The 22,953-nt window shown below is 41.7% G+C and carries 30 protein-coding genes and 1 pseudogene; 30 read left to right on the top strand and 1 reads right to left on the bottom strand.

Annotated elements, in window-relative coordinates:
* Positions 1-59: 59 nt before the first annotated feature.
* The gene (locus tag DMB88_RS15690; RefSeq protein WP_128102113.1) at positions 60-989 is read right to left on the bottom strand and encodes an L-lactate dehydrogenase; all 930 of its coding nucleotides are present in this window, start codon (positions 987-989) and stop codon (positions 60-62) included.
* 311 nt (positions 990-1,300) lie between these two features.
* On the opposite strand from DMB88_RS15690, the gene DMB88_RS15695 reads away from it, so the two are divergent.
* The 30 genes and pseudogenes from DMB88_RS15695 (at position 1,301) to DMB88_RS15830 (ending at position 22,747) form a co-directional block, all read left to right on the top strand.
* A complete protein-coding gene (locus DMB88_RS15695; protein WP_128102114.1) occupies positions 1,301-1,810 on the top strand; it encodes a beta propeller repeat protein in 510 nt (169 codons plus the stop codon).
* Positions 1,807-2,577: a WD40/YVTN/BNR-like repeat-containing protein gene (locus DMB88_RS15700; RefSeq protein ID WP_128102115.1), complete on the top strand. Its 771-nt coding sequence runs from the start codon at positions 1,807-1,809 to the stop codon at positions 2,575-2,577. The genes DMB88_RS15695 and DMB88_RS15700 overlap by 4 nt, the downstream gene beginning before the upstream one ends.
* A 134-nt stretch (positions 2,578-2,711) precedes the next feature.
* Positions 2,712-2,921 (top strand): hypothetical protein, encoded by a 210-nt coding sequence (locus tag DMB88_RS15705; RefSeq protein WP_128102116.1) that lies wholly within the window; start codon positions 2,712-2,714, stop codon positions 2,919-2,921.
* A gap of 608 nt (positions 2,922-3,529) precedes the next feature.
* Positions 3,530-4,258 carry a Type 1 glutamine amidotransferase-like domain-containing protein gene (locus DMB88_RS15710; RefSeq protein WP_128102117.1) on the top strand — a complete coding sequence of 243 codons (729 nt, stop codon included), beginning with the start codon at positions 3,530-3,532 and terminating at the stop codon, positions 4,256-4,258.
* A gap of 81 nt (positions 4,259-4,339) precedes the next feature.
* Complete coding sequence (locus tag DMB88_RS15715) at positions 4,340-4,693, top strand: hypothetical protein (RefSeq protein WP_128102118.1); 354 nt, start codon at positions 4,340-4,342, stop codon at positions 4,691-4,693.
* A 49-nt stretch (positions 4,694-4,742) separates the two neighbouring features.
* On the top strand, positions 4,743-5,525 hold the full coding sequence (locus DMB88_RS15720; protein ID WP_128102119.1) for a phosphotransferase family protein: 783 nt from the start codon (positions 4,743-4,745) through the stop codon (positions 5,523-5,525).
* Positions 5,526-5,644: 119 nt separating this feature from the next.
* Positions 5,645-6,112 carry a GNAT family N-acetyltransferase gene (locus DMB88_RS15725; RefSeq protein ID WP_128102120.1) on the top strand — a complete coding sequence of 156 codons (468 nt, stop codon included), beginning with the start codon at positions 5,645-5,647 and terminating at the stop codon, positions 6,110-6,112.
* Positions 6,113-6,171: 59 nt separating this feature from the next.
* Entirely contained in the window at positions 6,172-6,651 is a 480-nt protein-coding gene (locus DMB88_RS15730; protein ID WP_128102121.1) for an RNA polymerase subunit sigma, read from the top strand.
* A gap of 23 nt (positions 6,652-6,674) precedes the next feature.
* The gene (locus tag DMB88_RS15735; protein WP_128102122.1) at positions 6,675-7,751 is read left to right on the top strand and encodes a CHAP domain-containing protein; all 1,077 of its coding nucleotides are present in this window, start codon (positions 6,675-6,677) and stop codon (positions 7,749-7,751) included.
* Positions 7,752-7,801: 50 nt separating this feature from the next.
* Positions 7,802-8,575, top strand: a complete 774-nt coding sequence (locus tag DMB88_RS15740) for a sugar phosphate isomerase/epimerase family protein (protein ID WP_128102123.1) — start codon at positions 7,802-7,804, stop codon at positions 8,573-8,575.
* A 69-nt stretch (positions 8,576-8,644) separates the two neighbouring features.
* Positions 8,645-9,391: a class I SAM-dependent methyltransferase gene (locus tag DMB88_RS15745; RefSeq protein ID WP_128102124.1), complete on the top strand. Its 747-nt coding sequence runs from the start codon at positions 8,645-8,647 to the stop codon at positions 9,389-9,391.
* 49 nt (positions 9,392-9,440) lie between these two features.
* On the top strand, positions 9,441-9,926 hold the full coding sequence (locus DMB88_RS15750; RefSeq protein ID WP_128102125.1) for a hypothetical protein: 486 nt from the start codon (positions 9,441-9,443) through the stop codon (positions 9,924-9,926).
* Between the two features lie 30 nt (positions 9,927-9,956).
* Positions 9,957-10,691, top strand: a complete 735-nt coding sequence (locus DMB88_RS15755; protein WP_128102126.1) for a class I SAM-dependent methyltransferase — start codon at positions 9,957-9,959, stop codon at positions 10,689-10,691.
* A gap of 27 nt (positions 10,692-10,718) precedes the next feature.
* Positions 10,719-11,219 carry a GNAT family N-acetyltransferase gene (locus DMB88_RS15760; RefSeq protein ID WP_128102127.1) on the top strand — a complete coding sequence of 167 codons (501 nt, stop codon included), beginning with the start codon at positions 10,719-10,721 and terminating at the stop codon, positions 11,217-11,219.
* A gap of 20 nt (positions 11,220-11,239) precedes the next feature.
* Positions 11,240-11,704: an NUDIX domain-containing protein gene (locus tag DMB88_RS15765; RefSeq protein WP_128102128.1), complete on the top strand. Its 465-nt coding sequence runs from the start codon at positions 11,240-11,242 to the stop codon at positions 11,702-11,704.
* A 50-nt stretch (positions 11,705-11,754) separates the two neighbouring features.
* On the top strand, positions 11,755-12,573 hold the full coding sequence (gene yqeK, locus DMB88_RS32045; RefSeq protein ID WP_174715293.1) for a bis(5'-nucleosyl)-tetraphosphatase (symmetrical) YqeK: 819 nt from the start codon (positions 11,755-11,757) through the stop codon (positions 12,571-12,573).
* Positions 12,570-12,907: pseudogene (locus DMB88_RS32050) on the top strand (GNAT family N-acetyltransferase). The gene yqeK and the pseudogene DMB88_RS32050 overlap by 4 nt, the downstream one beginning before the upstream one ends.
* 34 nt (positions 12,908-12,941) lie before the next feature.
* On the top strand, positions 12,942-13,550 hold the full coding sequence (locus tag DMB88_RS15780) for a cysteine peptidase family C39 domain-containing protein (protein ID WP_128102130.1): 609 nt from the start codon (positions 12,942-12,944) through the stop codon (positions 13,548-13,550).
* On the top strand, positions 13,543-13,959 hold the full coding sequence (locus DMB88_RS15785; RefSeq protein WP_128102131.1) for a DUF7674 family protein: 417 nt from the start codon (positions 13,543-13,545) through the stop codon (positions 13,957-13,959). The genes DMB88_RS15780 and DMB88_RS15785 overlap by 8 nt, the downstream gene beginning before the upstream one ends.
* Positions 13,960-14,018: 59 nt before the next feature.
* Positions 14,019-14,750, top strand: coding sequence for a hypothetical protein (locus DMB88_RS15790; RefSeq protein WP_128102132.1), 732 nt, complete (start codon positions 14,019-14,021; stop codon positions 14,748-14,750).
* Between the two features lie 163 nt (positions 14,751-14,913).
* On the top strand, positions 14,914-15,306 hold the full coding sequence (locus DMB88_RS15795) for a DUF2500 domain-containing protein (RefSeq protein ID WP_128102133.1): 393 nt from the start codon (positions 14,914-14,916) through the stop codon (positions 15,304-15,306).
* Positions 15,307-15,496: 190 nt separating this feature from the next.
* Entirely contained in the window at positions 15,497-16,246 is a 750-nt protein-coding gene (locus DMB88_RS15800; protein WP_128102134.1) for an SDR family NAD(P)-dependent oxidoreductase, read from the top strand.
* A gap of 203 nt (positions 16,247-16,449) precedes the next feature.
* Positions 16,450-17,136 carry a hypothetical protein gene (locus DMB88_RS15805; protein ID WP_128102135.1) on the top strand — a complete coding sequence of 229 codons (687 nt, stop codon included), beginning with the start codon at positions 16,450-16,452 and terminating at the stop codon, positions 17,134-17,136.
* Positions 17,133-18,146 (top strand): hypothetical protein, encoded by a 1,014-nt coding sequence (locus DMB88_RS15810; protein ID WP_128102136.1) that lies wholly within the window; start codon positions 17,133-17,135, stop codon positions 18,144-18,146. The genes DMB88_RS15805 and DMB88_RS15810 overlap by 4 nt, the downstream gene beginning before the upstream one ends.
* A gap of 160 nt (positions 18,147-18,306) precedes the next feature.
* On the top strand, positions 18,307-18,729 hold the full coding sequence (locus DMB88_RS15815) for a cell wall hydrolase (RefSeq protein WP_128102137.1): 423 nt from the start codon (positions 18,307-18,309) through the stop codon (positions 18,727-18,729).
* Between the two features lie 155 nt (positions 18,730-18,884).
* On the top strand, positions 18,885-19,277 hold the full coding sequence (gerQ, locus tag DMB88_RS15820; RefSeq protein WP_254438647.1) for a spore coat protein GerQ: 393 nt from the start codon (positions 18,885-18,887) through the stop codon (positions 19,275-19,277).
* Positions 19,278-19,574: 297 nt separating this feature from the next.
* Entirely contained in the window at positions 19,575-20,303 is a 729-nt protein-coding gene (locus tag DMB88_RS31245; protein ID WP_254438194.1) for an RNA polymerase sigma factor, read from the top strand.
* On the top strand, positions 20,261-20,923 hold the full coding sequence (locus tag DMB88_RS31250; RefSeq protein ID WP_254438195.1) for a DUF1835 domain-containing protein: 663 nt from the start codon (positions 20,261-20,263) through the stop codon (positions 20,921-20,923). The genes DMB88_RS31245 and DMB88_RS31250 overlap by 43 nt, the downstream gene beginning before the upstream one ends.
* Positions 20,924-21,024: 101 nt before the next feature.
* The gene (locus DMB88_RS31745) at positions 21,025-21,150 is read left to right on the top strand and encodes a hypothetical protein (protein WP_302476273.1); all 126 of its coding nucleotides are present in this window, start codon (positions 21,025-21,027) and stop codon (positions 21,148-21,150) included.
* Positions 21,151-21,430: 280 nt separating this feature from the next.
* On the top strand, positions 21,431-22,747 hold the full coding sequence (locus tag DMB88_RS15830; protein ID WP_128102139.1) for a hemolysin family protein: 1,317 nt from the start codon (positions 21,431-21,433) through the stop codon (positions 22,745-22,747).
* The last annotated feature ends 206 nt before the right edge of the window (positions 22,748-22,953 follow it).

The raw sequence follows: 22,953 nt of genomic DNA on the forward strand, positions 1-22,953 counted from the left end.
TGATGATGCTTATTCTTAACAGCCCAATATCCATAGGGGTTATGATGTCATCAAGTTTACTATTCCAAACCTGCAATTTGCTCTTTTAATTTGTCTGCGGAAGCCTGGAAAGCGATCTTTTCCTTCTCATTCAATGGCAGTGGTAGAATCTCGCGCACACCGTGACGATCTACGACACATGGAACGCCTAGATAGACATCAGACACGCCATTGTAATCTTCAAGCAAGGTAGATACATTCAGGACAGAGCCTTCATTCCCAAGAATTGCTGCAACAATACGATCAAGTGCTAATGCGATTGCATAAGAAGTAGCGCCTTTGGCATTAATAATCTCATAGGCTGCATTCTTGGTGCGATCAAAGATATCCTCTTGCGTTTCTTCATCCAGCTCCAGGTTCGTTCCTGCAACGTTCGCAAGACTCCATACAGGTACTTCGGAATCCCCATGTTCACCGATAATATGAGCGTGGATGCTGCGTGGATCAATGCCTTTATTTTTACCAATCAGATAACGGAAACGCGCGCTATCTAGCAACGTTCCTGAGCCGATAACACGGGACGCAGGCCAGCCGCTTTGTTTCCAGGACGTGTAGGAGAGGATATCTACAGGATTAGTAGCAATCAACAAAATACCATGAGAATTAACGGCTGTGATCTTCTCAATAATGTCTTTGAAAATGCTTGCATTTTTCTTCAGCAGATCAATGCGTGTCTCGCCAGGCTTCTGTGATGCGCCCGCTGTTATGATGATGATGTCAGCGTCTTTGCAATCTGAATAATCGCCAGCCCATACTTTTACGCCCCCGGTAAAAGGAAGACCGTGGTTCATATCGAGCATTTCACCTGTTGCTTTGTCATGATTCACATCCACAAATACCAACTCGGATGAGCGCTGTCTTAACATCAGCGTGTATCCCGTTGTTGTTCCTACCGCACCCATGCCTATAATAACGACACGACTGGGTTTAAGGTTCGTACTATTTGCCATGTTTATATCCTCTCCTTTTTAGGTGTACTTCCATCCATATTAAGGGATATCTTCCGGAAAAGCGAGGTCTGTCTATAAACTTTTTCACAATAGATTTTCTGTTATGGTAATTTTACGTCGAATTATATCTTCATCCTTCGAACCCTTAATGGCCTTACAAGTGTACTTCTTGGTACTGGGTGTACGTGCCCACGAGCCTTTTCGACATGTTTTGTGGTAGAATGATTGAAGTGTATATTGTTGTGTTCGTAAAAGTGACCCGTTAAGCTAGGCATGCGCGCCTTCTTATGGGATGAGAGAGGTGGAACCACTTGCGTTGGCATTGGATCAAAATCGCGCAGACAGCTCTGCTGTGTGTAGGTATAGCAGCCATATTGGCCGCCTGCACGGATTCAGAAGAAACTCCGGTGGCTCAGCCACCTCAGGAGACGGATGAGACCGGAAATACCGGACAAACATTAACCGTTGTTCCACCAGTAAACAGTACAGAAGCGGCTGATATGGCCAAGTATCAGATTCAGACTCGCTTGACCGATTTTCAGCTCCTGAATTCGAACGGTGGTTTAGCATGGGGAGTCACAAGAAATGCACTACGGTTGTATTATACGCAGGATGAAGGGGCCACCTGGACGAATATTTCTCCTTCAGAGAATGTGCAGTTTCCAGCTAATCCACAGTACGGTCAGAGTATATATTTTGTAGACCGTACACACGGATGGATCGTGCGTGAAGGTATGGGTGGAACAGATACGATTGTGCTTCGCACCAACAATGGGGAGCTAGCTGGAGCTTATCCTCGCTGTCTAAGACCGATAAGGTGACGGCAATTTCTTTTGTTTCTCCGGAAAAAGGATGGATTCTCACTACAGTAGATACCTCGATCGGTAAACAGGACAAAAAGCTGTATGTCACTGAAGATGGTGGAACTACCTGGAAAGCGATGTCTGAGAGTGATGATGACGAGCAAACTGGTTTGGGAGAGATTCCTACACGTGGGTATACAACAGGATTAACGTTTTCAGATGCAAAACATGGATTCTTAACAGCACTTGATTTTGGGACACCGAAGTTGTACGTTACGACTAATGGTGGAGAGGATTGGAAGGCTGGAGCTTCGTTCTTCGATCGTGAGAAATTTAGTGGATGTGGTAATTTTGGTATTAGCTCACCCCAATTTTTCGGACGAGAAGCCAAAGGAGCTTGGATGGCATTATCCTGTTCAACGGGAGATCGCACCAAGTTTAATGGTTTTTTCACAGACGATGGAGGTAAGAGCTGGAGTTTATCAACGTTCTCGCTCAATAAGCAAACAGGGCTTAATCGCAATCTTGCGCCAACATTTCTTAATGCTACGCATGGATGGACGATACATGAAGGTATAACCTACCATACAGAAGATGGAGGGAAGACCTGGAGCGCACTTCCGAGAAGTAAAGTGTTCGATCAGATTCAGGAAGACTATCCGGAGATCGTGAAGATCCAGATGGTATCTACGAAGCTGGGTTGGGTGCTGGTTGAAAATACGGATACCAAACGATCCTTATTGTTGCAAACGGAAGATGGCGGTATCCGCTGGAAGGTACTATAATCGCAAGGTACAACAAATATTACAAGAAGGAAACCTAAGGGTTTCTTTTCTTTTTAGATACTTTGTGAAATAAATCACAAAATAAAAATTCAAAGGATGTTATATTGAATTCAAGAAGAGAAGGAGTGATGAAGATGAGAACAAACGAACAAACTCAATTCACGCAGGCGGACGAATTAACCAGATACATGCTTCACTTATGCTACACATGTGATGATGCCAATCGTTGCACAACCGAAGAAGCCGTGAAAGCTTGTATGGCAAATAACGCACAGGTAGACCAGCCAGAAACGGCTGAAGGCGCAGACGTAACTCGCGGGTTTATGGACATGATGTACGCTTAGGCTACTGGTAAGCTCGGAATAACATTCAAATATTAAGTCTAGATCACAGAATTTCTACAGAAACGCTCCTAAATAAGGGCGTTTCTTTTTTAGTAGGAAAGGCTAATTTGTCCTTCCGTGTGCTTCGCAAATAAAACAGCATGCGTTATCATGTAGATAATGGAATGAATATAAGAATCTAACCATTATTGATTTCGATTTAGATTGTTGGAACGAAGGGATTAATAGAATTGACGAGGATCTATTCAAAGCGTTTGGAAATCAACTAATAGGCTGGATGAAACAGAACAATAAAAGGCATTTTATCATATCTCATGATGGAAGCATAACCAATTATCGGATACTATTAGGAGAAGTTGGACTTACAAAATCGGATTTTTTGGGAGAAGCAGGCTTGTATAAGATGATTTTATAGTAACTTGAAGACCTAATTGAAAATTCCGGGGGAGTAAGTTATGGCACATGGAAGAATATTAGGAATCGAGAAGAAGTGAGTGTCGGAAGTATTAGTGATGAAGGTCAATATGGTAAGATCTTTGTTCTAGAAGATCTTATTTAGTCTGATTCTTAAATGATCATCCTATTTTATTATCAATGGAGGGATTAAAATGGGCATCATTGTTGCTATTGGTGGCGGAGAAATCAGCACATTTGAAACATATGAAATAGATCAGACGATTGTAGGCTTGAGTAATAAAATGAACCCCACAGTGGTTTTTATTCCTACTGCCAGTATGGACGCGGAAGGATATTGTGAATCCTTTGAACGGTTATATCGTGATCGATTAGGTTGTGAGGTCAAACATTTGCTTTTGACAAAATGCACATATACTAAAGATGAAATTGAAGGCATGATTATGTCGGCAGATATCGTATATGTAGGTGGCGGAAATACCAGAAAGATGTTGGACATATGGCAACAGCATGAAGTGGATAATTTACTGAAAAAGGCATACGCCTCGGGAGTTATTTTATCTGGCATGAGCGCCGGTTCAATTTGTTGGTATGAATACGGACATAGTGACTCAGGAGCGTTCGAACATACTGGAGTATGGCATTATATTAAATTAAAGGCTATGGGCATTCTGAGCGGAATTCATTGTCCGCATTACAACGAGGATATTCGATCTGTAGATTTCGCGAAAATGGTTAAGGGAATGAATATGCCTGGGATCGCCATCGAAAACAACTGTGCGGTTATTTATAAAGATGATCAATATAAAGTAATTACTTCTCAAGAAAACGCCAAAGCTTATATGATTCAAGAAATTGATCAGACCGTGATCACAAGGGAAATTTACAAACATCCGATGTATCAAGATATAACTAACATGTAAGAGCCTATAATTTATTTTTCCTATTAAAACCTCAGAGCCCTTTTAATAAATTTAGATTAAAGAAGGAGAGCAGGTGAAATCATGAAGTTTAGCTACAAGAATTTTTCCTGTGATGTAGAGATTTATCATAAAGATGATGACTTTACTGTACGATTCTACGATAAGAATAAAGAACAGGATGAGCATCAAATGATGAATTTGGTCATCGTTGACCCGGGGTACGGTTTTCTTTGCTTGAAACATAAAGGGAAGGACTCCGCGCTATTAAGTGGGTTTCTAGATGAAGAAGTGTTCATTTCGGAGGATTATGTAGATGCAGCACTTTGCATCATTGAGGATTTAAGTCCAACGTTCAAGGAAATATGCACTCCGTATCATATTAGGCTTTTCAAACAAACTAGCTTTGCTGAGTACAACGGGAGTACTGAAATATGACATATTAAATGGGTTCAAACAAGAGAAAGCTTATCGAAAGGGTGAAAGGATGAATATTCAAGATATTCCAACAGAGATTATTCAGCAGGTTGGTGAGATTCGGAACATTAGCTTTCCCAACAAGCAAGGTCATACTTCAATCGTAGCTATTTTGCATACCCCAGATAAGAAATACATCGTCAAAAAAACAGAGAGCCTCCTTTACAATGAATGGTTGTCTGAAGAATATGAAGCACTGCACCATCTCCGTCTATTAGGTTTACCTATTCCGAAAGCGTATTCATTACATATAAAGAATCAAACGAAATGGCTTTTGATGGATCACATAGAGGGCATTACGCTAAGAGAGTTTCTATCTACAGAACCTGATTCTCAAGATAAAGAAAAAGCGATCGTTAACTTTGCACGTTGTCTCAAAAAGATTCATGAGAGTTCCTGTCCGGAGGCCTTGATGAAAAATGATACGGATTGGTTGGATAACATGTTATTGAAAGCCGATTATAATCGGAATAACTTTACAGTAGACGGTACAGAAGAGCTTCTTAAACGGATCCAAGAAGTAAGGCCAGAACCAATTACGAATACGCTGATTCATGGTGATTTTACGATAGACAACGTATTGGTGCACGATTGTAATATTGTCGGTGTGATTGACTGGTCAGGCGCCGCTTATGGCGATCCTAGATATGATGTTGCATTAGCGATTAGACCGAAACATAACGCTTTTGAAGATGAGAGGGATAAGGAAATATTCTATGACGCATATGGCAAGCTAAGATTATCGGATGAAGAGTATGACTATTTTGAAGACGGCCTATATAACTTTTTCTAGTATCCCTTTTATGTGAAGAAGAATAGGGATTGGTTTCATTTCAGAATTGTAAATAACCCCATTTTGCGCATATGATGTCAATATAAATAAGCAGGTATGGAACGCAGGGAGTGTCATTGATGCAATACATCGTAAGGATGGCTACTGTAAACGATATAGACGGACTTTGCTCAATTCGGAATAACAAAGAGCTTTTCATCACTTATCTAACACAACAAGACAAACAACACGCAGTACTGGTCGTTGCTGAGACAGATCATATCATATTAGGCTTTGGCGTTTTAAAATTAAGAGGAGAGCGCATTCCGAAATTAAGTGATTTATATGTGAAAGTGACGTATCGTGGGAACGGCATAGGATCAGCTTTGATAAAGTATCGAGAACATCTTGCCAAGCAGCGAGGTTATACAGAGATGTATGTGAGTGTTGATCCCATTGAAAATCCCAAAATGATTAAACTTATTACTCATCACGGATATCATGCAATTTCAGCACCGTATTCCAAAGACGCAATTTATTACAACGAAGAAGGTACAAGCTACGAGAAGACATATACCAGAGTAGATATGAAAAAGATACTGAGCTAACGCGTATCGACAGGTAAAAGGTCTCTCTGCCGTCATAACATGAGAAGAAGGAGCTAATCATGAAATATGTGTTAGTTTTTATTTCTTTTTGCGCAATGATTATTACAGGATGCAATGACGCTACTCCGCAGTCTAGTTTATCTTTTGAATTAGAACAAGATGAGAAGCGAATCTATGAGCAATTAAAAGATGGGTTAGATGAATCCGTGTTGTTGAATGTAGATCCCATGAGTGTTGCAAAAATGTACGTTTACTCAAGTTACCAGGGTGATTATGACGTTACTTATTCCTTGTATACCCAAAGAGAAGGTTATGTTGCCTGGTCAAGAGTGGAAGATCAACAGATTCCTGAAAAGGATCGTGGTAATAAAGAACAGATTACAGCTAATTTTAGAATTATTGAACAAGGTGAATTTTACCATCAAGATGAGTACGAAGGATATATACAATATGAGAAAGAGGCAGGAGCCACATCATATTTTCAAATGATCAAAGATGAGAACAACATATGGAAAGTAGCATTTATGCCGTTACAGTAGATTAATTAGGGATGGGATAATCTATGGATATCGTAACGTCACGGATGGATCAGATCCGTACACTTGTGAATGAAATGATACTTAATATGGATAGCCCTATTCGACAACAGGAAGCATCCGTAAGACTGTATGGAGTATCGTCTTATGCAGCAATCCTTGCGTTGAAAAGAGGACTTGAGACTGAAATTAGTGCCATCGCAGGACTGCTGCACCAATTTTATTATTACAAAACGGGCATTGCTCATTATCCTGGCGTGAACAGTGCTGATACCTTAAGACCTTTATTAAGAGACTTGCAGACCTTCTCCAAGGAAGAGCAACGGTGTATTCTACGTGCAGTATTCTACCAAGATCATCTCAAGCAGGTTCACGACCCTTATGGTGAAATTATCAAGGATGCTATTATCCTTCAAGCGTATGTCCAACATATTAACCAACCTGTACCGCAGGCATTTGCACAAAGGCTTGTAAACACGCTCACTGAACTATCCATCTCTGTCGATCATACAGAAATAGATGAGATAACAGCAACGGATAGCTGTACTCACAGCGATTTCATTGATAAACGTCAAAAGTTAGCCAAGATAGCGGAAGAGTTAGCGGGACAAGTTATTGTTGGCATCCCGGGGGATCAACGATACCGTGAAATTTGTCAGTATTGGCCAGATCCAGATATACATAAGGTTTTACAAGGGAATTGGTGTGCAGCGTTTGTGTATCATTGCTGTATGTTATCTGGAATTGTTCTCCCGATCCGTTACCCCAATGCAGACTACCGTTTAGCTGGAGTAGGTGCACTGTTGGAATGGTCGCAGTTACCCGAGACAGGTTTTTTTCACCATGATCAAGATCATAACTTTATACCTGAACGTGGAGATATCGTTATATATGAGAAACTGTTATCTGATGACTCGCATGATCATGTAGGAATTGTGCTTGAACTTCACGATGATGTCATTTTGGTCGCCGAGGGAAACAAGGATAACAAGAACTACTCTGGCATCGTGAGAAGAAATAGGAATCATTGTATTTTAGGTTATATCCGAATCGACAATGAGTATCTCTACAGTTTTAATGGCATGTACGATCCTATACTTTAATAAAAAAGTGACAACAACCATTCAGTCTAATTGAAGAGAGGAAGAGATGTATGATTACGATTTATGATTGGTTTGGGTATGAAGTATCGATGAAGGAGCGTTATAAGTTAATTAAAGAAGCTGGATTTGATGGTGTTCTATTATGGTGGAGTGAACATTTTGGTCGGGGCGACTACAGGAGCGGGCCGCAGCTTGCAAGAGAAGCAGGACTTGTCATTGAGAACATCCATGCACCAATACATAATGAACATGATCTTTGGACTGATAATCTGAACGGAGAGAGCGTTACCAAAAGTTACTTACAATGTATCGTGGACTGCAACGAGTATGAAATTCCAACAATGGTTGTACATTTACCGAGTGAAGACCATCCCTACAATACATTGGGGGTAGAGAGAATGAAGAGAATAACAGAACAAGCGGAGCAATTTAATGTAAATGTTGCGTTTGAGAATTTAAGAAACTTTACTAATTTGACGCAGGTACTAGATCAAGTGGACTCCAAGCGGATTGGCTTTTGTTATGACTGTGGACACCACTATCGCTATTATCCTGGCAAAGATCTGTTATCTATGTATGGTTCCAGATTAATGGCAGTTCATTTACATGATGATAATGGAAGTCGTGAGCAGCATGGACTGCCTTTCGACGGTTCAATTGATTGGGCTACAACCATGAATCAAATTGCGGGCACAGGCTATATGGGTGCAACTGCACTAGAGCCTATGAACTGGGACTATGAAGAGCTATCCATTAAAGCATTTTTGGAGAAAGCGTTTGTTAAAGCGCAGCAGCTGGAAGCTATTAGATTCTCTATTTCATAGAAATAAAAAGATACACGATTCGAGAAAGTATGTTCAAGAGTTTAGTACCAAGAAATAGGAGGTTATTAGGTGAATAAGCAGACTGTGCACCAAACGAACAGCATATATTGGGACACCCAAGGAAATGACTTTTTAAAAGCAATCGTACTTCCGCTATATGGAGCATTTGTATCAGAAGAAAAACATCAGTTATTCGGCGATGTTTCTGGCAAAAAGTTGTTAGAAATAGGCTGTGGGAATGGCCAATCTCTACAATACCAGGGAGAGCGCCAGGCTGCTGAGCTATGGGGAATGGATATGTCCAAGAATCAAATTGAGAAGGCAGAGCAGCATCTAATAACTTGCGGTCTTTCAGCGACTTTAATCTGTTCTCCGATGGAAGAAGAATGTGGCGTTCCAAGTGACTACTTTGACATCGTTTATTCAATTTATGCAATCGGCTGGACAACCGACCTTGAAGGTACCTTCAAGAGAATCGCTTCGTATTTAAGAAAAGACGGAGTGTTCATTTTCAGTTGGTCCCACCCTGTACATAGATGTATGGTTGAAGACAATAATAGATTCGTATTGAACAAACCTTATCATGATGAATCATGGTATCTGGTCAATCCTGATGATGTTCAGGGCGAATTAACCTTATCTGATCGCACGCTATCCACTTACATCAATGCGCTGGCTGCAGCAGGGTTTGTCATTGAGCATATGATCGAAGAAACAGATCAAGACATTCTTCAACTGCACGGTGATGAGAATAATCTTGCAAAAAGAGCAACGATGTTTCCGGTAACCTTTGTAATCAAGGCGAGAAAACTATAAAAAGATATATCAGATTGATTGACTAAACAATAGAGCAGGAGTGAAGTAGTTGCCAGTATACGAGCATTCAGAGCGAGCTTTGTACCATTTCCATTTAGCCATTCAAGAGGAGGCGAATATTCTCTCTCAATTTATAGATACAGAACATGATTTATTATTTCCTTACTTTGAATGCAACTTTTCAGCTTTTCCGGAGGATCGAGATTATATTGAAAAACGCACTAGAATAAAAAGTAAAGAGAACGTGTTTAATCTGAAGAATTCATTCGTAGAGAACGAAACCGTATACTGGTACAGACCGAATGATCTGCAGGACTTGATGCATATCTTACATAGGGATCGTATTACGTATCGCTGCATTGTGCTACCTAAGAATTCGGATCTAGATCATATCCGATTCAAGTTATTTGCATACGAACATGCTGAATATCAAGGTGAAGAGACTAGAGCACTTTTCATTGACGAAAATACGCCTGATGATTACCTAGTCCATGTGCATCCAAAAGTTATACAGATCATAAGTAAGATAAAGTGAAGTTACCCTCATAAAGGAGCAAAACAGAAAATGAGCTACTACGGTGAGCTGTGTACGAGAATGTATGAAGTGGATAAGTCAATCGCAGAAGGCAGGGAGCTCGATTTCTATCTTTCTTTTGCTGATCGAGAAGATATTCGTGTACTTGAACCGATGTGTGGAAATGGGAGAATGCTGATTCCTTTTATGCAACGTGGCATTAACATCGAGGGATTTGATATTTCAGAGGATATGCTTAAGGTGTGTAGGGAGAAGGGGAAAGCATTAAACTTAGCACCGCAAGTCTACTTCCATAAGATTGAAGAGTTCGTTGCAGCTAGTCAGTACGATCTAATCATGATTCCATTTGGCTCTTTCTCGTTGTTGCCCACTGAACTGATCCAACCAAGTTTAGTTAATCTGAGATCTGCACTAAAGGAAGATGGACGTCTTCTATTAACGATCATGCTAAAAGGTAACGAGATTGAGGAGATTGCAGAATGGAGAGAAGAGAGCCAAAAGCAATTGAACGATGAACGTATTGTTCTATACAAAAAAGTGCATTATGACCAGGAGCAGTCAACACTTGTCACGAGATTGAAGTACCAACTGATTAAAGATCATACCATCGAAAAAACAGAGATTATGGATTTTTCTGTAAGACTTTATGATATTGAAGAGTTTGAGCAGCTCCTTAAGGCTAACGATTTTCACCATGTTCAGCTGCATGAGGTGAAGGATGGCTATGGCAAAGGTACTTCTTTTCATGTGTTTGAGTGTTCCTAAAACTATAATCCGGGAGAAGGATAGCCTATGATTAAAATCAGGTTTGCTGCAAATGAGGACATCCCTTACATTCAATCCATAGCGCATGAGACATGGACGTATACTTACGGCGAAATCTACGCTGAGGAGTACATTCGTGATTTTATTAGTAGAGCGTATTCTAATGAAAATTTACGTTTATCTATTGAGAGAGACAGCCAGAGTACGAAACGAAGTTTCTTAATCGCTGAATACAATGAGAAACCTGTTGGATATGCTCAGACCAGACAAGTGAATGAAGAGGAGTTTGAGTTGTTACGAATTTATGTAAGACCTGACTTTCACAAAATGGGAATCGGCAATGATTTTATACAGGAATACATGCAACTCTTAAAACCTATTCATCAATTATTTGCATGGGTAGGCAAAGATAATCAGGTTGGCAGAGCCTTCTATGCGAAGAGAGGCTTTGTACCAGTTACAGAAAAGACTGAAACGATTCAGGGACAAAATAAAACGCAAGTAAAATACGTATTGCACATATCCTAACCATGAATAGGACTGAAACGATGAGTAGAAATATTATTGTTACAGGCGGAGCCATTATCAAAGACTCTTATGGAAGAGTGTTATTACAGAGACGATCGGATTATGGTGATTGGGGATTACCTGGCGGCGGAATGGAAACTGGTGAGACCATTGAAGAGACTATGATAAGGGAAGTAAAAGAAGAAACGGGGCTTACGGTTAAGCAATATCATTTACACGCTATATATACTGGAGAGCGAATGAAGTATACATATCCTGACGGTAATAAAGTTGTATTTGTTATGTTCTTATTTAATGTGGAAGCTGACTTAGAAGGCAGCCTCGCTGAGGATGGGATTAATCTCACATATAGAGACCCACAGAACGAATCTTTGCAGCTTATGTTTAAGAGCATTGAAGACATTGACCTGAATGACATTAATATTGTGCAGAGACCTATTTTTAATGATCTGAAAGAAGGAATTACTGTTCTGTTAAGAACGTAATGAACAAATGAGTAGGAATAGTAGAAATCATAGTAAAGGTGGATCTCAATATGAATGAAGCTCTCCAAACATACCTTAAGGACATGCAATTTACAGGTGATCTCAAGAAAGACATCGAAGCCTTTTTTGCAGCGCATGAGGATGATGAGACTCTAGCACATACACTCTCGGTTGCTTCAGAAGCCAAACGTGTCGCTACGCTTTATGGAGCTGATCCTGTAAAAGCTGAACAGGCTGCCTTGCTTCACGATATTAGCAATGTTGTTCCTGTTGCTGTAATGTTGGATTTAGCGAAGAAACTCTCTATAGAAATCATGGATGAAGAGTATAGCTATGGTCGTATCGTACATCAGAAGCTATCCAAAGCTATGGCGAGGCAACTCTTCAACATTACCGATCTAGAGATATTAGACGCAATCGAATGTCACACAACTTTGAAAGCAGAAGCCTCTCTTATGGACAAGGTTCTCTTCATTTCAGACAAAATTTCTTGGGAGCTTCCAGGGGATCACCAATACTTACTTGAAGCTAGGTACAAAGTGGATGAGTTAAAATTAAATGAAGGCATTCTGATTTATCTGAATCAGGTGTGGGATAATCGTTCCAAGCTAAAATTGATACATCCATGGCTAATTCAAGCACGAGCAGAGCTTATGTCCACGTTTCCTGAATTAGAAACAGAACGATTTGTATTAAGACAGATCATACATGATGATGCGAATGATATATTTCAAACCTTTTCTCTGGATGAGGTGACAAAATATTATGATGTGGAGAGCTTTACGAATATTGAACAAGCAGAGAAGCTCATTCAAACCTGGCATCATAGATTCGAGAACACGCAGGCGATTCGCTGGGGATCGCTTTGAAGTCTGACAACCGAGTCGTAGGGACATGTGGGTTTCACGGTTGGGCGAAGAATCATCATAAAGCGGCAATCGGGTATGAGCTTACTCCACAATACTGGCGTCAAGGGTTATGACAGAGGTTTTAGGGAAGATCATCGAGTACGGGTTCACTACGCTTGAATTAAACCGAATCGAAGCCTTTGTTGAACCTGAGAATGTCAGCTCTAGAAAAGTGCTTGAGAAGGTGGGCTTCCAAGCAGAGGGATTATTAAAGGATAATTACTACTGGAAGAACCGATTTGTAGATAACGTCATCTATGCTTTAATTAAAAATGACTTTAAGAAGATGACATGATGAGTATCAATCTTACTTACAAGGAGCTAAACCTATGTCACTAGGTCTCATCATCGTACTTGTCGTGATCTGGTATTATTATAAGATTCCGAGGAAAGATCAGATAGATACTCAGGCCATCCCGAACGCTTACTGTATCGAATCTAATAACGAAATGCCAATGCAAGATCATTATGAATGTGCAGCATTTTCTAGTGCTTTCGTTCTGAGAAACTTTGGTGTCGACGCTGATGGTCAGAAGTTATATGAGAAGTATCCGAGGAAATTGCTCGATGGAACCATTAGTCCTAAGGGGATTATTGTCTTTTTCCAAAGACTGGGGTATGATGCATCTTACCTACGTGGAGACATCGACACGTTGAAGAAGCAAATAAGTCTAGGTACCCCTGTGATTATGTTCATTCGAGTAAACCCAAAGCAACGATATTTGCATTTTGTTCCAGTTGTAGGTTATGATGAAACGCATTTTTATTTAGTAGATTCATTAAGTCACACCATCAATTGTAACGAAGCGCATTATAATAGAAAAATCTCATTTCGTGAGCTGGAAGGGTTATGGAGAACCTGGCTTCCTTTTTGCCAAAATTCGTATATCGTCGTTAAGCACAAAGAAAAACGCAGAGTGGGAGAAGCAGATGATTGAACTAGATATGGTTATGCACCTGTTAATTGATAGTTGTCCTTCTTACAAGGAACGATCAGAGAACTATATGAAAGAAAATTACGAAGAAGGCGAAGAACGGCTGCTTTATATGGAAATGTCTGATCTGGCTGAACATATTGTTGCTCTGTATAAGAACAAACAAACCGATGAATTTGAGAAGCTATTTGAAACCATAGAACTTCTACATACTGAAGGAGACAGGGATGTTAGAGTGTTAGCATCCGTAGGTCTTTTGGAGGATATTCAGAATCATATTCTACGCGATGAGAAGTTGACACTGTCAGCATTTGAGATACATCTGGGATCAGTGTCACTAGAATGGTGGACGCACTTGATTAATGCTTGGGAAGGCAAAAGTGACTACCTTGGTGGACCCGTTAAGAATTAGAAGCTATTCAAAAAGTAAAAAAAAGCCTAACACAACACACAACAACTAGAGGTGAACATATGAAAGAGAAGTTAATCCTTGATATAAGACTATTTGAGGAGCCAACACGTAACAAACCTCTTCCCCCCTATGCAGGAAACATATATGAGGTACATCAAGAGATTCATCACATCTCCACCAGATTTGCGAGAAAACTAAGAGAGCAGGGCTTCATTACGGGACGTTATGATCATCTATATATTGTACTAAGTCCTTTCCTTGAGGAGCATACAATAGCAGAGTCGAGTAGACCAACGGAAAAATGGATGAAGTATTGTGATGTGGATGTCTCTCCAACCGTATTTAATCGTAAAACGGATCAAGAAAAAGAGCAGTTCATGACGGATCTGTTCGCAAAAGTATTGAACCAAATAGCATTGGACGATGATCAGAAGGATATGGTGAGCAATACTCACGATCTGTTACAGCAATTAGGCAGTGAGATCGAAATTACACATATCTCGAAGATAACCAATAAATTCAGCGCCAAAGTAACATATCAAATTCGGCCTTTCAATAAGAAGTCGCAGGCGATCATTGAATATCACGATTCAGTCAGTCAAGAGATAAGGAAATGTGTGTTTCAAGAATTGAACATGTACGAGGATATATACTTTTTGGTCGCTTCAGTATCGCTAAAAAACGGGACATTGTACTTCAAACCAAGGGTTTCAGAACGTGCGACTTATCATATTAAGTCATACCAAACCCCAATTCATGTTCATATTGCTGATATTCCAGTTATAAGTTAACCTCACCGAAAGATGAACGCTTAGGTTCATTTTTCGGTTCTTTCCGTTTTGTTGCTCAAATATTTAATCCAATGAACAAGTTTTATGCTTGGCCGCATATACATTACTGAAACAGGTCAAGACTTCGGCTTTCCTAGGTAAGATTATGAACGGAGGGAGAGACATGGGCATTGAATCATCTTGGATGTTTGATTTGTTTGGAACGGTCTTTCCAATTGTGTTTGTACTGATTATAGGCATTGTATTGTTATCCGTGGGCAAAGAAGTGTTGAGATGGGGACGTAACAATACCGAACCACTACTTACGGTTCCTTCACGAATTACAGGCAGGAGAATGCAGGTTAGTCAGTCGCACGCTGAATCCGGCAGTTCGGCCCGTACATTGTATTACGTCACCTTTGAAGTGGAGAGTGGGGATCGTCTTGAATTCAAAGTGAGAGGCGAAGAGTACGGTCTATGCTCGGAGGGAGATGAAGGTCGTCTTTCCTTCAAGGGTACACGTTATGTAGGCTTTGAGCGCAACAATCGACGGTATACAGAGCGTGTACACGGATAATTCGACTGGCTTGCGCCATCGTGGCGTAAGCTTTTTTTAATGTCTTTTTGGTGGACAAGCGTTTCTTAACAGGGTAAACGTGTTTTTATATATAAGAGAGATTCTTTTTCCAAATCCTGATGCCTTCATTCGACATATGTTTGTCCGATAAGGGTCATCCTAATTCATAGATTATAGAGGAGGAATAGTTATGTCATTCACAGATCAAGTCGTCGTTGTGACAGGAGCAGCTCAGGGGATTGGGCGTAGTGTGGCGGAGGCCTATGCCGTTGCAGGCGCAAAAGTAGTATTGGCAGACTACCAGGAAGCAGAGGGCGCAGCAGCGGCGGCTTCCATACGTAATGAAGGAGGCGAAGCCATCTTTGTTCAGTGTGATGTTCGGAAAGAGGAGGAAATTACGAACCTGATCAACACAACGCTGGAGGCATTCGATCACATTAATATATTGATTAACAATGCAGGCGTCGCTAGATGGAAATCTCCTTACGAGCTTACGGTAGACGAGTGGGACGATGTGCTTAATACCAATGTAAGAAGCACCTTTCTTGCAAGCCGTGAAGCAGCGAAGCATATGAAGAAAAATGAACATGGTGGTGCCATCATCAATATGGCATCGACAAGAGCATCGATGTCTGAGCCTGAAACGGAAGCTTATGCAGCATCCAAAGGAGCTATCGTCGCACTTACACATGCTATGGCGGTCTCACTGGGTAAAGATCATATTCGGGTCAATTGTATCAGTCCCGGATGGATTGAAACAGGAAACGTCGATGAATTGAAACAAGCAGATCATGAACAACATCCTGCAGGACGTGTGGGCATCCCTTCAGATATCTCCCGCGCATGTTTATATTTGTCGGATCCGAGCAATACCTTTGTCACAGGGACCAACCTGATTATTGACGGAGGCATGACTCGAAAAATGATATATGAGGACTAAAACCGGGATTTATTTAATCAGGTACTTCCCGTCACTCAATAGCGTACTTAAGCCCAAGTTAAGCACTTGGGCTTATTTGATTTTAATAACTCGGTTGCTATAATGAATGTGATTTTACAACAGTATAGGAATGGAGGGAGTTTATGTTCGGGAAATCATCCCGGAAAGTACTTTGGCTCTTATTGCTGATTGGAGGGATCATAATGACTGGCTTTGAATCGACTGCTGAGGCTAGCCCTGATGTTAGAGCTGCCTGGGTGTGGCAGGCGAATTCGATCCGTGACGGAGGAGATGAGCTGCTTGCGAATGCAGCTAAACATAAGATTAATAGACTCTATGTAAATGTGAATATGAACCTTTCAACAGAGATATACCGTGAATTCATTGCCAAAGCGACTAAAGCGGGTATTGCCGTTGAAGCACTCGGAGGGGATCCATCTTGGGCGATTGAAGGTCGTGAGGGCCCTATGCTTCGACTGGCTTCTTGGGTGAGTGAGTATAATCTTGCGGTGGAAGCAGCAGAAAGGTTCGATGCGATCCATCTGGATGTTAAGCCTTATGTTCTAGCAGCGTGGAAAACGGATACGGCAGCGTTAGTGCAATCCTGGATGAATAATATGACGTTGTTACAGCAACAAGTAGAACAAAATGGAAACATTCAGGTGAATGTGGATTTACCTTTTTGGCTCAATTCGTATACAGTAGCAGGGAAAAGGACAACCGAAGATGCAGATAACGAAACGTTATCGCACTGGTTCATCGAGCGGTTTGATCATATTACTTTACTCGTATACCGAGATACTGCACAAGGAAATAACGGAATTATTCGCTTAATTGAAAAAGATATGAACGAGGCAGATGCCCAGGAGGTGTCTGTAACCGTTGGGTGAACACCAAACCGATGCCCGGTGAAGAATTCACCACTTTTGCAGATAAAGGAACAGCCGAGCTTGAAGCCGTGTTGAGTGAAGTAGCAGATTCGTTTCGTGACCATACGTCTTATGCTGGAGCAGCAGTACATGACATTGTATATTGGAGCCAGCTAGCTCCAGAAGATGAACCCGCACCGGCACCTGCTCCTGAGAATCCGGTTAGTCCACCCGAAATTCGTGGAACTTACATCTGGGAGGCTTCTCAGGTAACTAACGATGGCGGGGAACATATTCTCGAATTTGCAAAAGAAAAAAGTATTAACTTTTTGTATGTCCGCCTTGACTTGGAGCAGCCTTACTCTAGCTACCGATCATTTGTGAAGCGTGCTGCGGCTCAAGGGATCGAGATTCATGCCATGGGCGGCCATCCCATCTGGGGAAAAACCGAGAATCGCCCACGTATTCAGCGTTTAATTGATTATGTCGGCAATTACAACGCTGAAGTTGAACCAGATGAACAGTTTAAGGGGATTCATCTGGACATTGAGCCCTACACCTTGCCTGAATGGCAATCAGATCAGGATAAGCTGCTCAGCGAGTGGGCAGGCAATATTGCTTATTTTCACGAAGAAACGAAGAAATATGGAAATTTGGAAACGAGTGCAGATCTGGCCGTATGGCTCGATACTTTTCCACTGCCAGGCAAGAACGTCTCGGTCACTGAATTTATGATTGACACATTGGATCATGTCTCACTTATGGCATTCCGTAATACAGCTGAAGGTTCCAACGGTATCGCCGCCGTCGTTAGCCAGGAGATGGAGATGGCTGATCGATTAGGCAAACCGTTAATGATTTCAGTTGAAATTAAGGAGAATCATGAAGGCAAGCATATTTCTTTTTATGAGGCAGGCGCGTCAGAGATGGAACGTCAATTAGCTTTGTTGCCAAACCTTCTGTCTAACTTCCAAGCCTATCAAGGTAATATTGTACATGCTTATGATTATTGGGTGGAAGCCAAGCCTTAAATAGGCGAGTTATATAGGAAATTGGATCTCCCGGAATCTCACACGTGCTGAGGTTCCGGGCTTTTTTTTGTGAAAATCCGATATCATCGTGTCACCGAATAGGCTCCTGCACAATACGATATACGGTGATGAAGAGCTGATGCAGAGGAGGAAGCAGATCATGGCTGTAATCAAAGCCAACTCAGAAGATGTCAAGCTGCTTGCTAGGCTGTTGAGAGCAGAGGCTGAGGGTGACGGCGAACAAGGCATGTTGTTAGTCGGTAACGTTGGCGTAAACCGTGTACTGGTGGACTGCTTGGATTTTCGGGATATCCGAGATATCAATCGCATGGTGTTTCAGAACCCTGGTGGTTTCGAGTCTACACAGAAGGGATACTTTTATCAGCGAGCAAGACAGTCCGAGATTCGTCTAGCCCAGCGCGTGATTAACGGGGAGCGTATCTGGCCAGCAAGCAATGCCTTATGGTTTTTCCGCCCTGTAGGTGATTGCCCACCAACATGGTATGACCAGCAAAATACGGGTCGTTTCAAAGCACATTGTTTCTTTAGTCCTACAGGGGATGACTGTCCAGAGGTTTATTAGTATGTGTTTGATTAAGCTAACGCTATTAAGAAATTAATTTTTGGGAGGAATCATCAATGATTAATCAGCCTTATCAGCCAACACAGGTAATGGGTCAACAAGCGAATTCGCAAGTACAAGGAGCATCTTACAAAATCGGTAACGGAGCACCTTCTATGTCCCCAACACCAGGAATGGTGTCACCAAGCTCTACATCTGTTCCGCCGCTTGTCTCCAGTGGCAGCCCAATGACACCTACAGGAACTGTTGTAACAACAACTGCTCCTCAGTTTGAACAATCCTACATCGAGAATATCCTGCGTCTGAATCTGGGTAAATTCGGTACATTCTATATGACGTATGAAGGCAACAAAGAATGGAATGCGCGGATTTTCCAAGGTGTTATTGAAGCTGCCGGTCGTGACCATATTATCATTAGTGATCCAAAAACAGGCAGACGTATTATGCTCTTGATGGTTAACTTCGACTACGCGACATTTGATGAGCCGCTGTTGTATCAATATCCTGGTGTTATTGGTAACTACCCACAAGCACCGAGCAGACGTTAGTCCTTAACATATAGGACGATAAGTAACATACCTAGAACATAGTTCTCCATAGGTTGCTTCTGAATGTAGTTCAAATGCTATGTTCAAAAGCAGCCTTTTATTTAGGGTATATTCTCAACTTGAATCCACCATTGAACTAAAGGTAAGGTTAAATAAAATTATTTCAACCAAGTAACCTTATGATCAGGTAGTGGCACTTATAGATAAGACATGGGCATTGGAATGGAAGATGCGTCATGTTTAGACTGATAAACAGGAGATTTAATACGTTCGACATAAGGAAGGAACTGATTAGTAGTGAAATCATGGATTGAAGGTGCTGTACGCGGTGAGCCTGATGCATATGAACATCTGGTTACGCAATTCCGGGGAATGGCTCATGCTGTGGCGTACCATATACTTAAGGACGATTTTTGGGCTGAGGATGTTGTACAGGAAGCTTTCACTGAGGCGTTTGCAAATCTGACTCGATTGGACAAGCCTGAAGCGTTTCCTGGTTGGTTCAAAGTGATTGTAGAGCGGCAGTGTTACCGCTGGTTGCGACGTAAACGGCATGTCACCATTCCCGTAGAAGAGCTCTCGCATATCCACCAGGAAGAGCAGACGAATGATCCCGAGCAGCTATTGTTGCTAAAGGAACAAAATCGCATGTTATATGACTCTATTGGAAGTCTGCCCTCATCGATGCAGCTTGTTGTAGATATGTTTTATTTCAAAGGGTACTCGCTGAACGAAATTTCGGAATTTTTGAATGTATCTGTCTCTGCGTTGAAAAAAAGATTGTTTGATGCCCGCAAAAAACTTAGACGCCACATCCCTGTGGTTGACGTAACTTCCGTATTTACCAATCTCTATGAAGGAGGAAAAGACATGCTTCATATTACGAATGGCGACCATGCAGCAGATCGTATCAGACAGAGTGGAATTCAGGGGACGTTCTTGTCTGGAGAGAGCTATATCCATTTGGCCCTGTCTATCGGGACATGGCGGAGCGGGAGGGGAGAAGTAGACGTGCAGCCTATCTAGAACATGAGCTAGGTATCCCCCAATCCGTTTATTTACAAATTGCCGAGCTGGAACAGAAACTTCACTCTTTGCATAACGAAAAGGAGATTGTTTTCTGGTTTGAGTATGACCTGTATGATCAAACGATGCTATCGTACCTGCTACACTTTTTCCAAGGACAATCGCTCGGAGATACGACCTTGCATCTGTTATGCATAGATTCTCATCCCGAGATTGAACACTTCCGAGGGCTTGGACAGCTCACACCTAAACAAATTGGTCGCTTATCCGGGACATGGCATGTCATAGGGGCTGAAGAGATGGAAGCTGGGCGTTTGTTCTGGGAAGCCTATACTTCACCGAACATCCAGGATCATATGGAGTTCTTGACCAAGGATACGTCAGCGTATCCCTTTGCACATACTGCATTTCAGGCGCATCTGTCCCGACTACCTTCAATCACGAATGGATTGGGAATCATCGAACAGACGACTTTAGAAGCAATCAGAGAGGGGATTAATCGCCCGTATCCACTATTCAAGCATGTTGGGAACCAACTTCATTGGCTTGGGATGGGGATTTGGAGTATTGGGCTCATCTGCGCAGAATGTCATCTGAGCCGTATGCGTTACTTTCGCTAACTGGTGAAACGAGCTTTCCTGATTTCAAGCAGCATAGTGATGAGTTTCGGAATGCCGTTCTCTCTTTAACCCCTCTTGGAATTCAGGTATTAAATGAGGAAGTGGATTGGGCAAGCCTTCGAAGAGAAGAAGCCTGGTTCGGCGGATTAAGGAACGAGGCAGGCAAAGAGCCGCGCTGGCGCTGGGATCGTACATCGAAGAATGGGGTAGATTCGAATAAAGTTTAATAAGAACTTGAAATCAAATATGTTAAAGAAATGGCGTTTTCATGTTATTTGTAAAAGAAAAAGCTAGTTTACGTCATTTCAGTGTCATAGGACACGGATTGACTGTGTAGTTTAGAGTTATATAATAAAAGAAGCATATCCATGTTATTCGACACGATAAGACGGAGGTGGGAGTATTGGGAAGTTGAAACTGCATATGAGCGGCAGAATGGCTAATATCCTACATTTTCGAAGGAGGTGGACCTATTTGCCGAAGAATAACGGCGAATAGGATGAACATTTGAGTGACCCCTTACCGAGTATTATAAACTTAGTATTAATCGGTGTACTTGTATTAATGAATGGTTTCTTCGTATCGGCAGAATTTGCGATGGTAAAAGTTCGCGGCAGCCGCATCGAAGCTTTGGTGGAATCAGGCAACAAAAATGCAATCTATGCTTCCAACATTGTGCGTAATCTAGATGCTTATCTATCTGCCTGTCAGTTAGGGATAACGCTAGCTTCACTAGGACTTGGGTGGCTGGGAGAACCAGCAATCGCTCACTTACTTGAGCCAATGTTTACAGCATTTGGGTTAGGTCCTGTCTACGTGCATGGCGTTTCGATTGCCATTGCTTTTGTAATTATTACGATTTTGCATATTGTACTCGGGGAACTTGCTCCCAAAACGATAGCAATCCGTAAATCGGAGACGGTCACGTTATGGTCTGCGGCACTGCTTACGTTTTTCTACAAATTGATGTATCCCTTTATATGGGCTTTAAATGGAATGGCTAACAGCCTGTTGCGTTTAATCCGGATGGCACCGGCCTCCGAGTTAGATGAAGCGCATAGCGAAGATGAAATACGCATTCTCATGAAAGAAAGCAATAAGAGCGGTTTAATTGACAATACTGAATTGGCGCTTGTTGATAATATATTTGATTTTACGGCAACGACCGCCCGTGAAATTATGATTCCGCGGACGGAAATGATCTGTCTGAACGCCAATCAGTCGATGCTGGAGAATCTGGAAATCGCCAGTGAAAGCATGAGAACCCGTTATCCGGTATATAACGGTGACAAGGATCATATCATCGGTTTTATTCACATCAAAGATCTGATGAAATCTCAGTTGACCGATACGATCTCAGTTATTCGTCCAATTCTTGCCGTGCCTGATTCAACACCAATCAGTGACTTGCTCAAACGCATGCAGCGCAGTAAGACGCAAATTGCGATTCTGATTGATGAGTATGGAGGCACCTCGGGACTTGTAACGCTTGAGGATATTATGGAAGAGATCGTTGGTGAGATTCAGGACGAATTCGATCAGGAACGTCCTGCGATTGAACAAGTGGATGAGATGGAATACTCGATTGACGGGCTTATGCTGATTGAAGAAGTAAGTGAGCGTTTCGGATTAGAGATGGATCGATCGGATTATGATACGATTGGTGGATGGTTATACTCCCGAGTTGAGACAATTCCGCCTGAGGTGGGACAATCGGTAGAGTACGGCGGGCATCTATTCGTAATCCAGGAGACAGAGCACAAACGAATCTCCCGTGTAAATGTGATTAAGTTAGAGATGTTAGTGGAGGAAGAAGGGGCTTGATATAAGCTCTAGAAGTAGAAGTAGAATTCATACTCATGTTATCTCTATCCTATAAAAGTAAGAAACCGTACAGTGTTTTCACTCACTGTACGGTTTTTCTTTAGTTAGTATAACAGGTAGTACATACCTCCTTGCCGGAGAAGGAAAGTAAAATTCACAATGTTCAGTTTGAAACGAATGATCGGTATACTTCGTAACATCAAATA

The sequence above is a fragment of the Paenibacillus sp. DCT19 genome, assembly GCF_003268635.1.
Lineage (GTDB): Bacteria > Bacillota > Bacilli > Paenibacillales > Paenibacillaceae > Paenibacillus.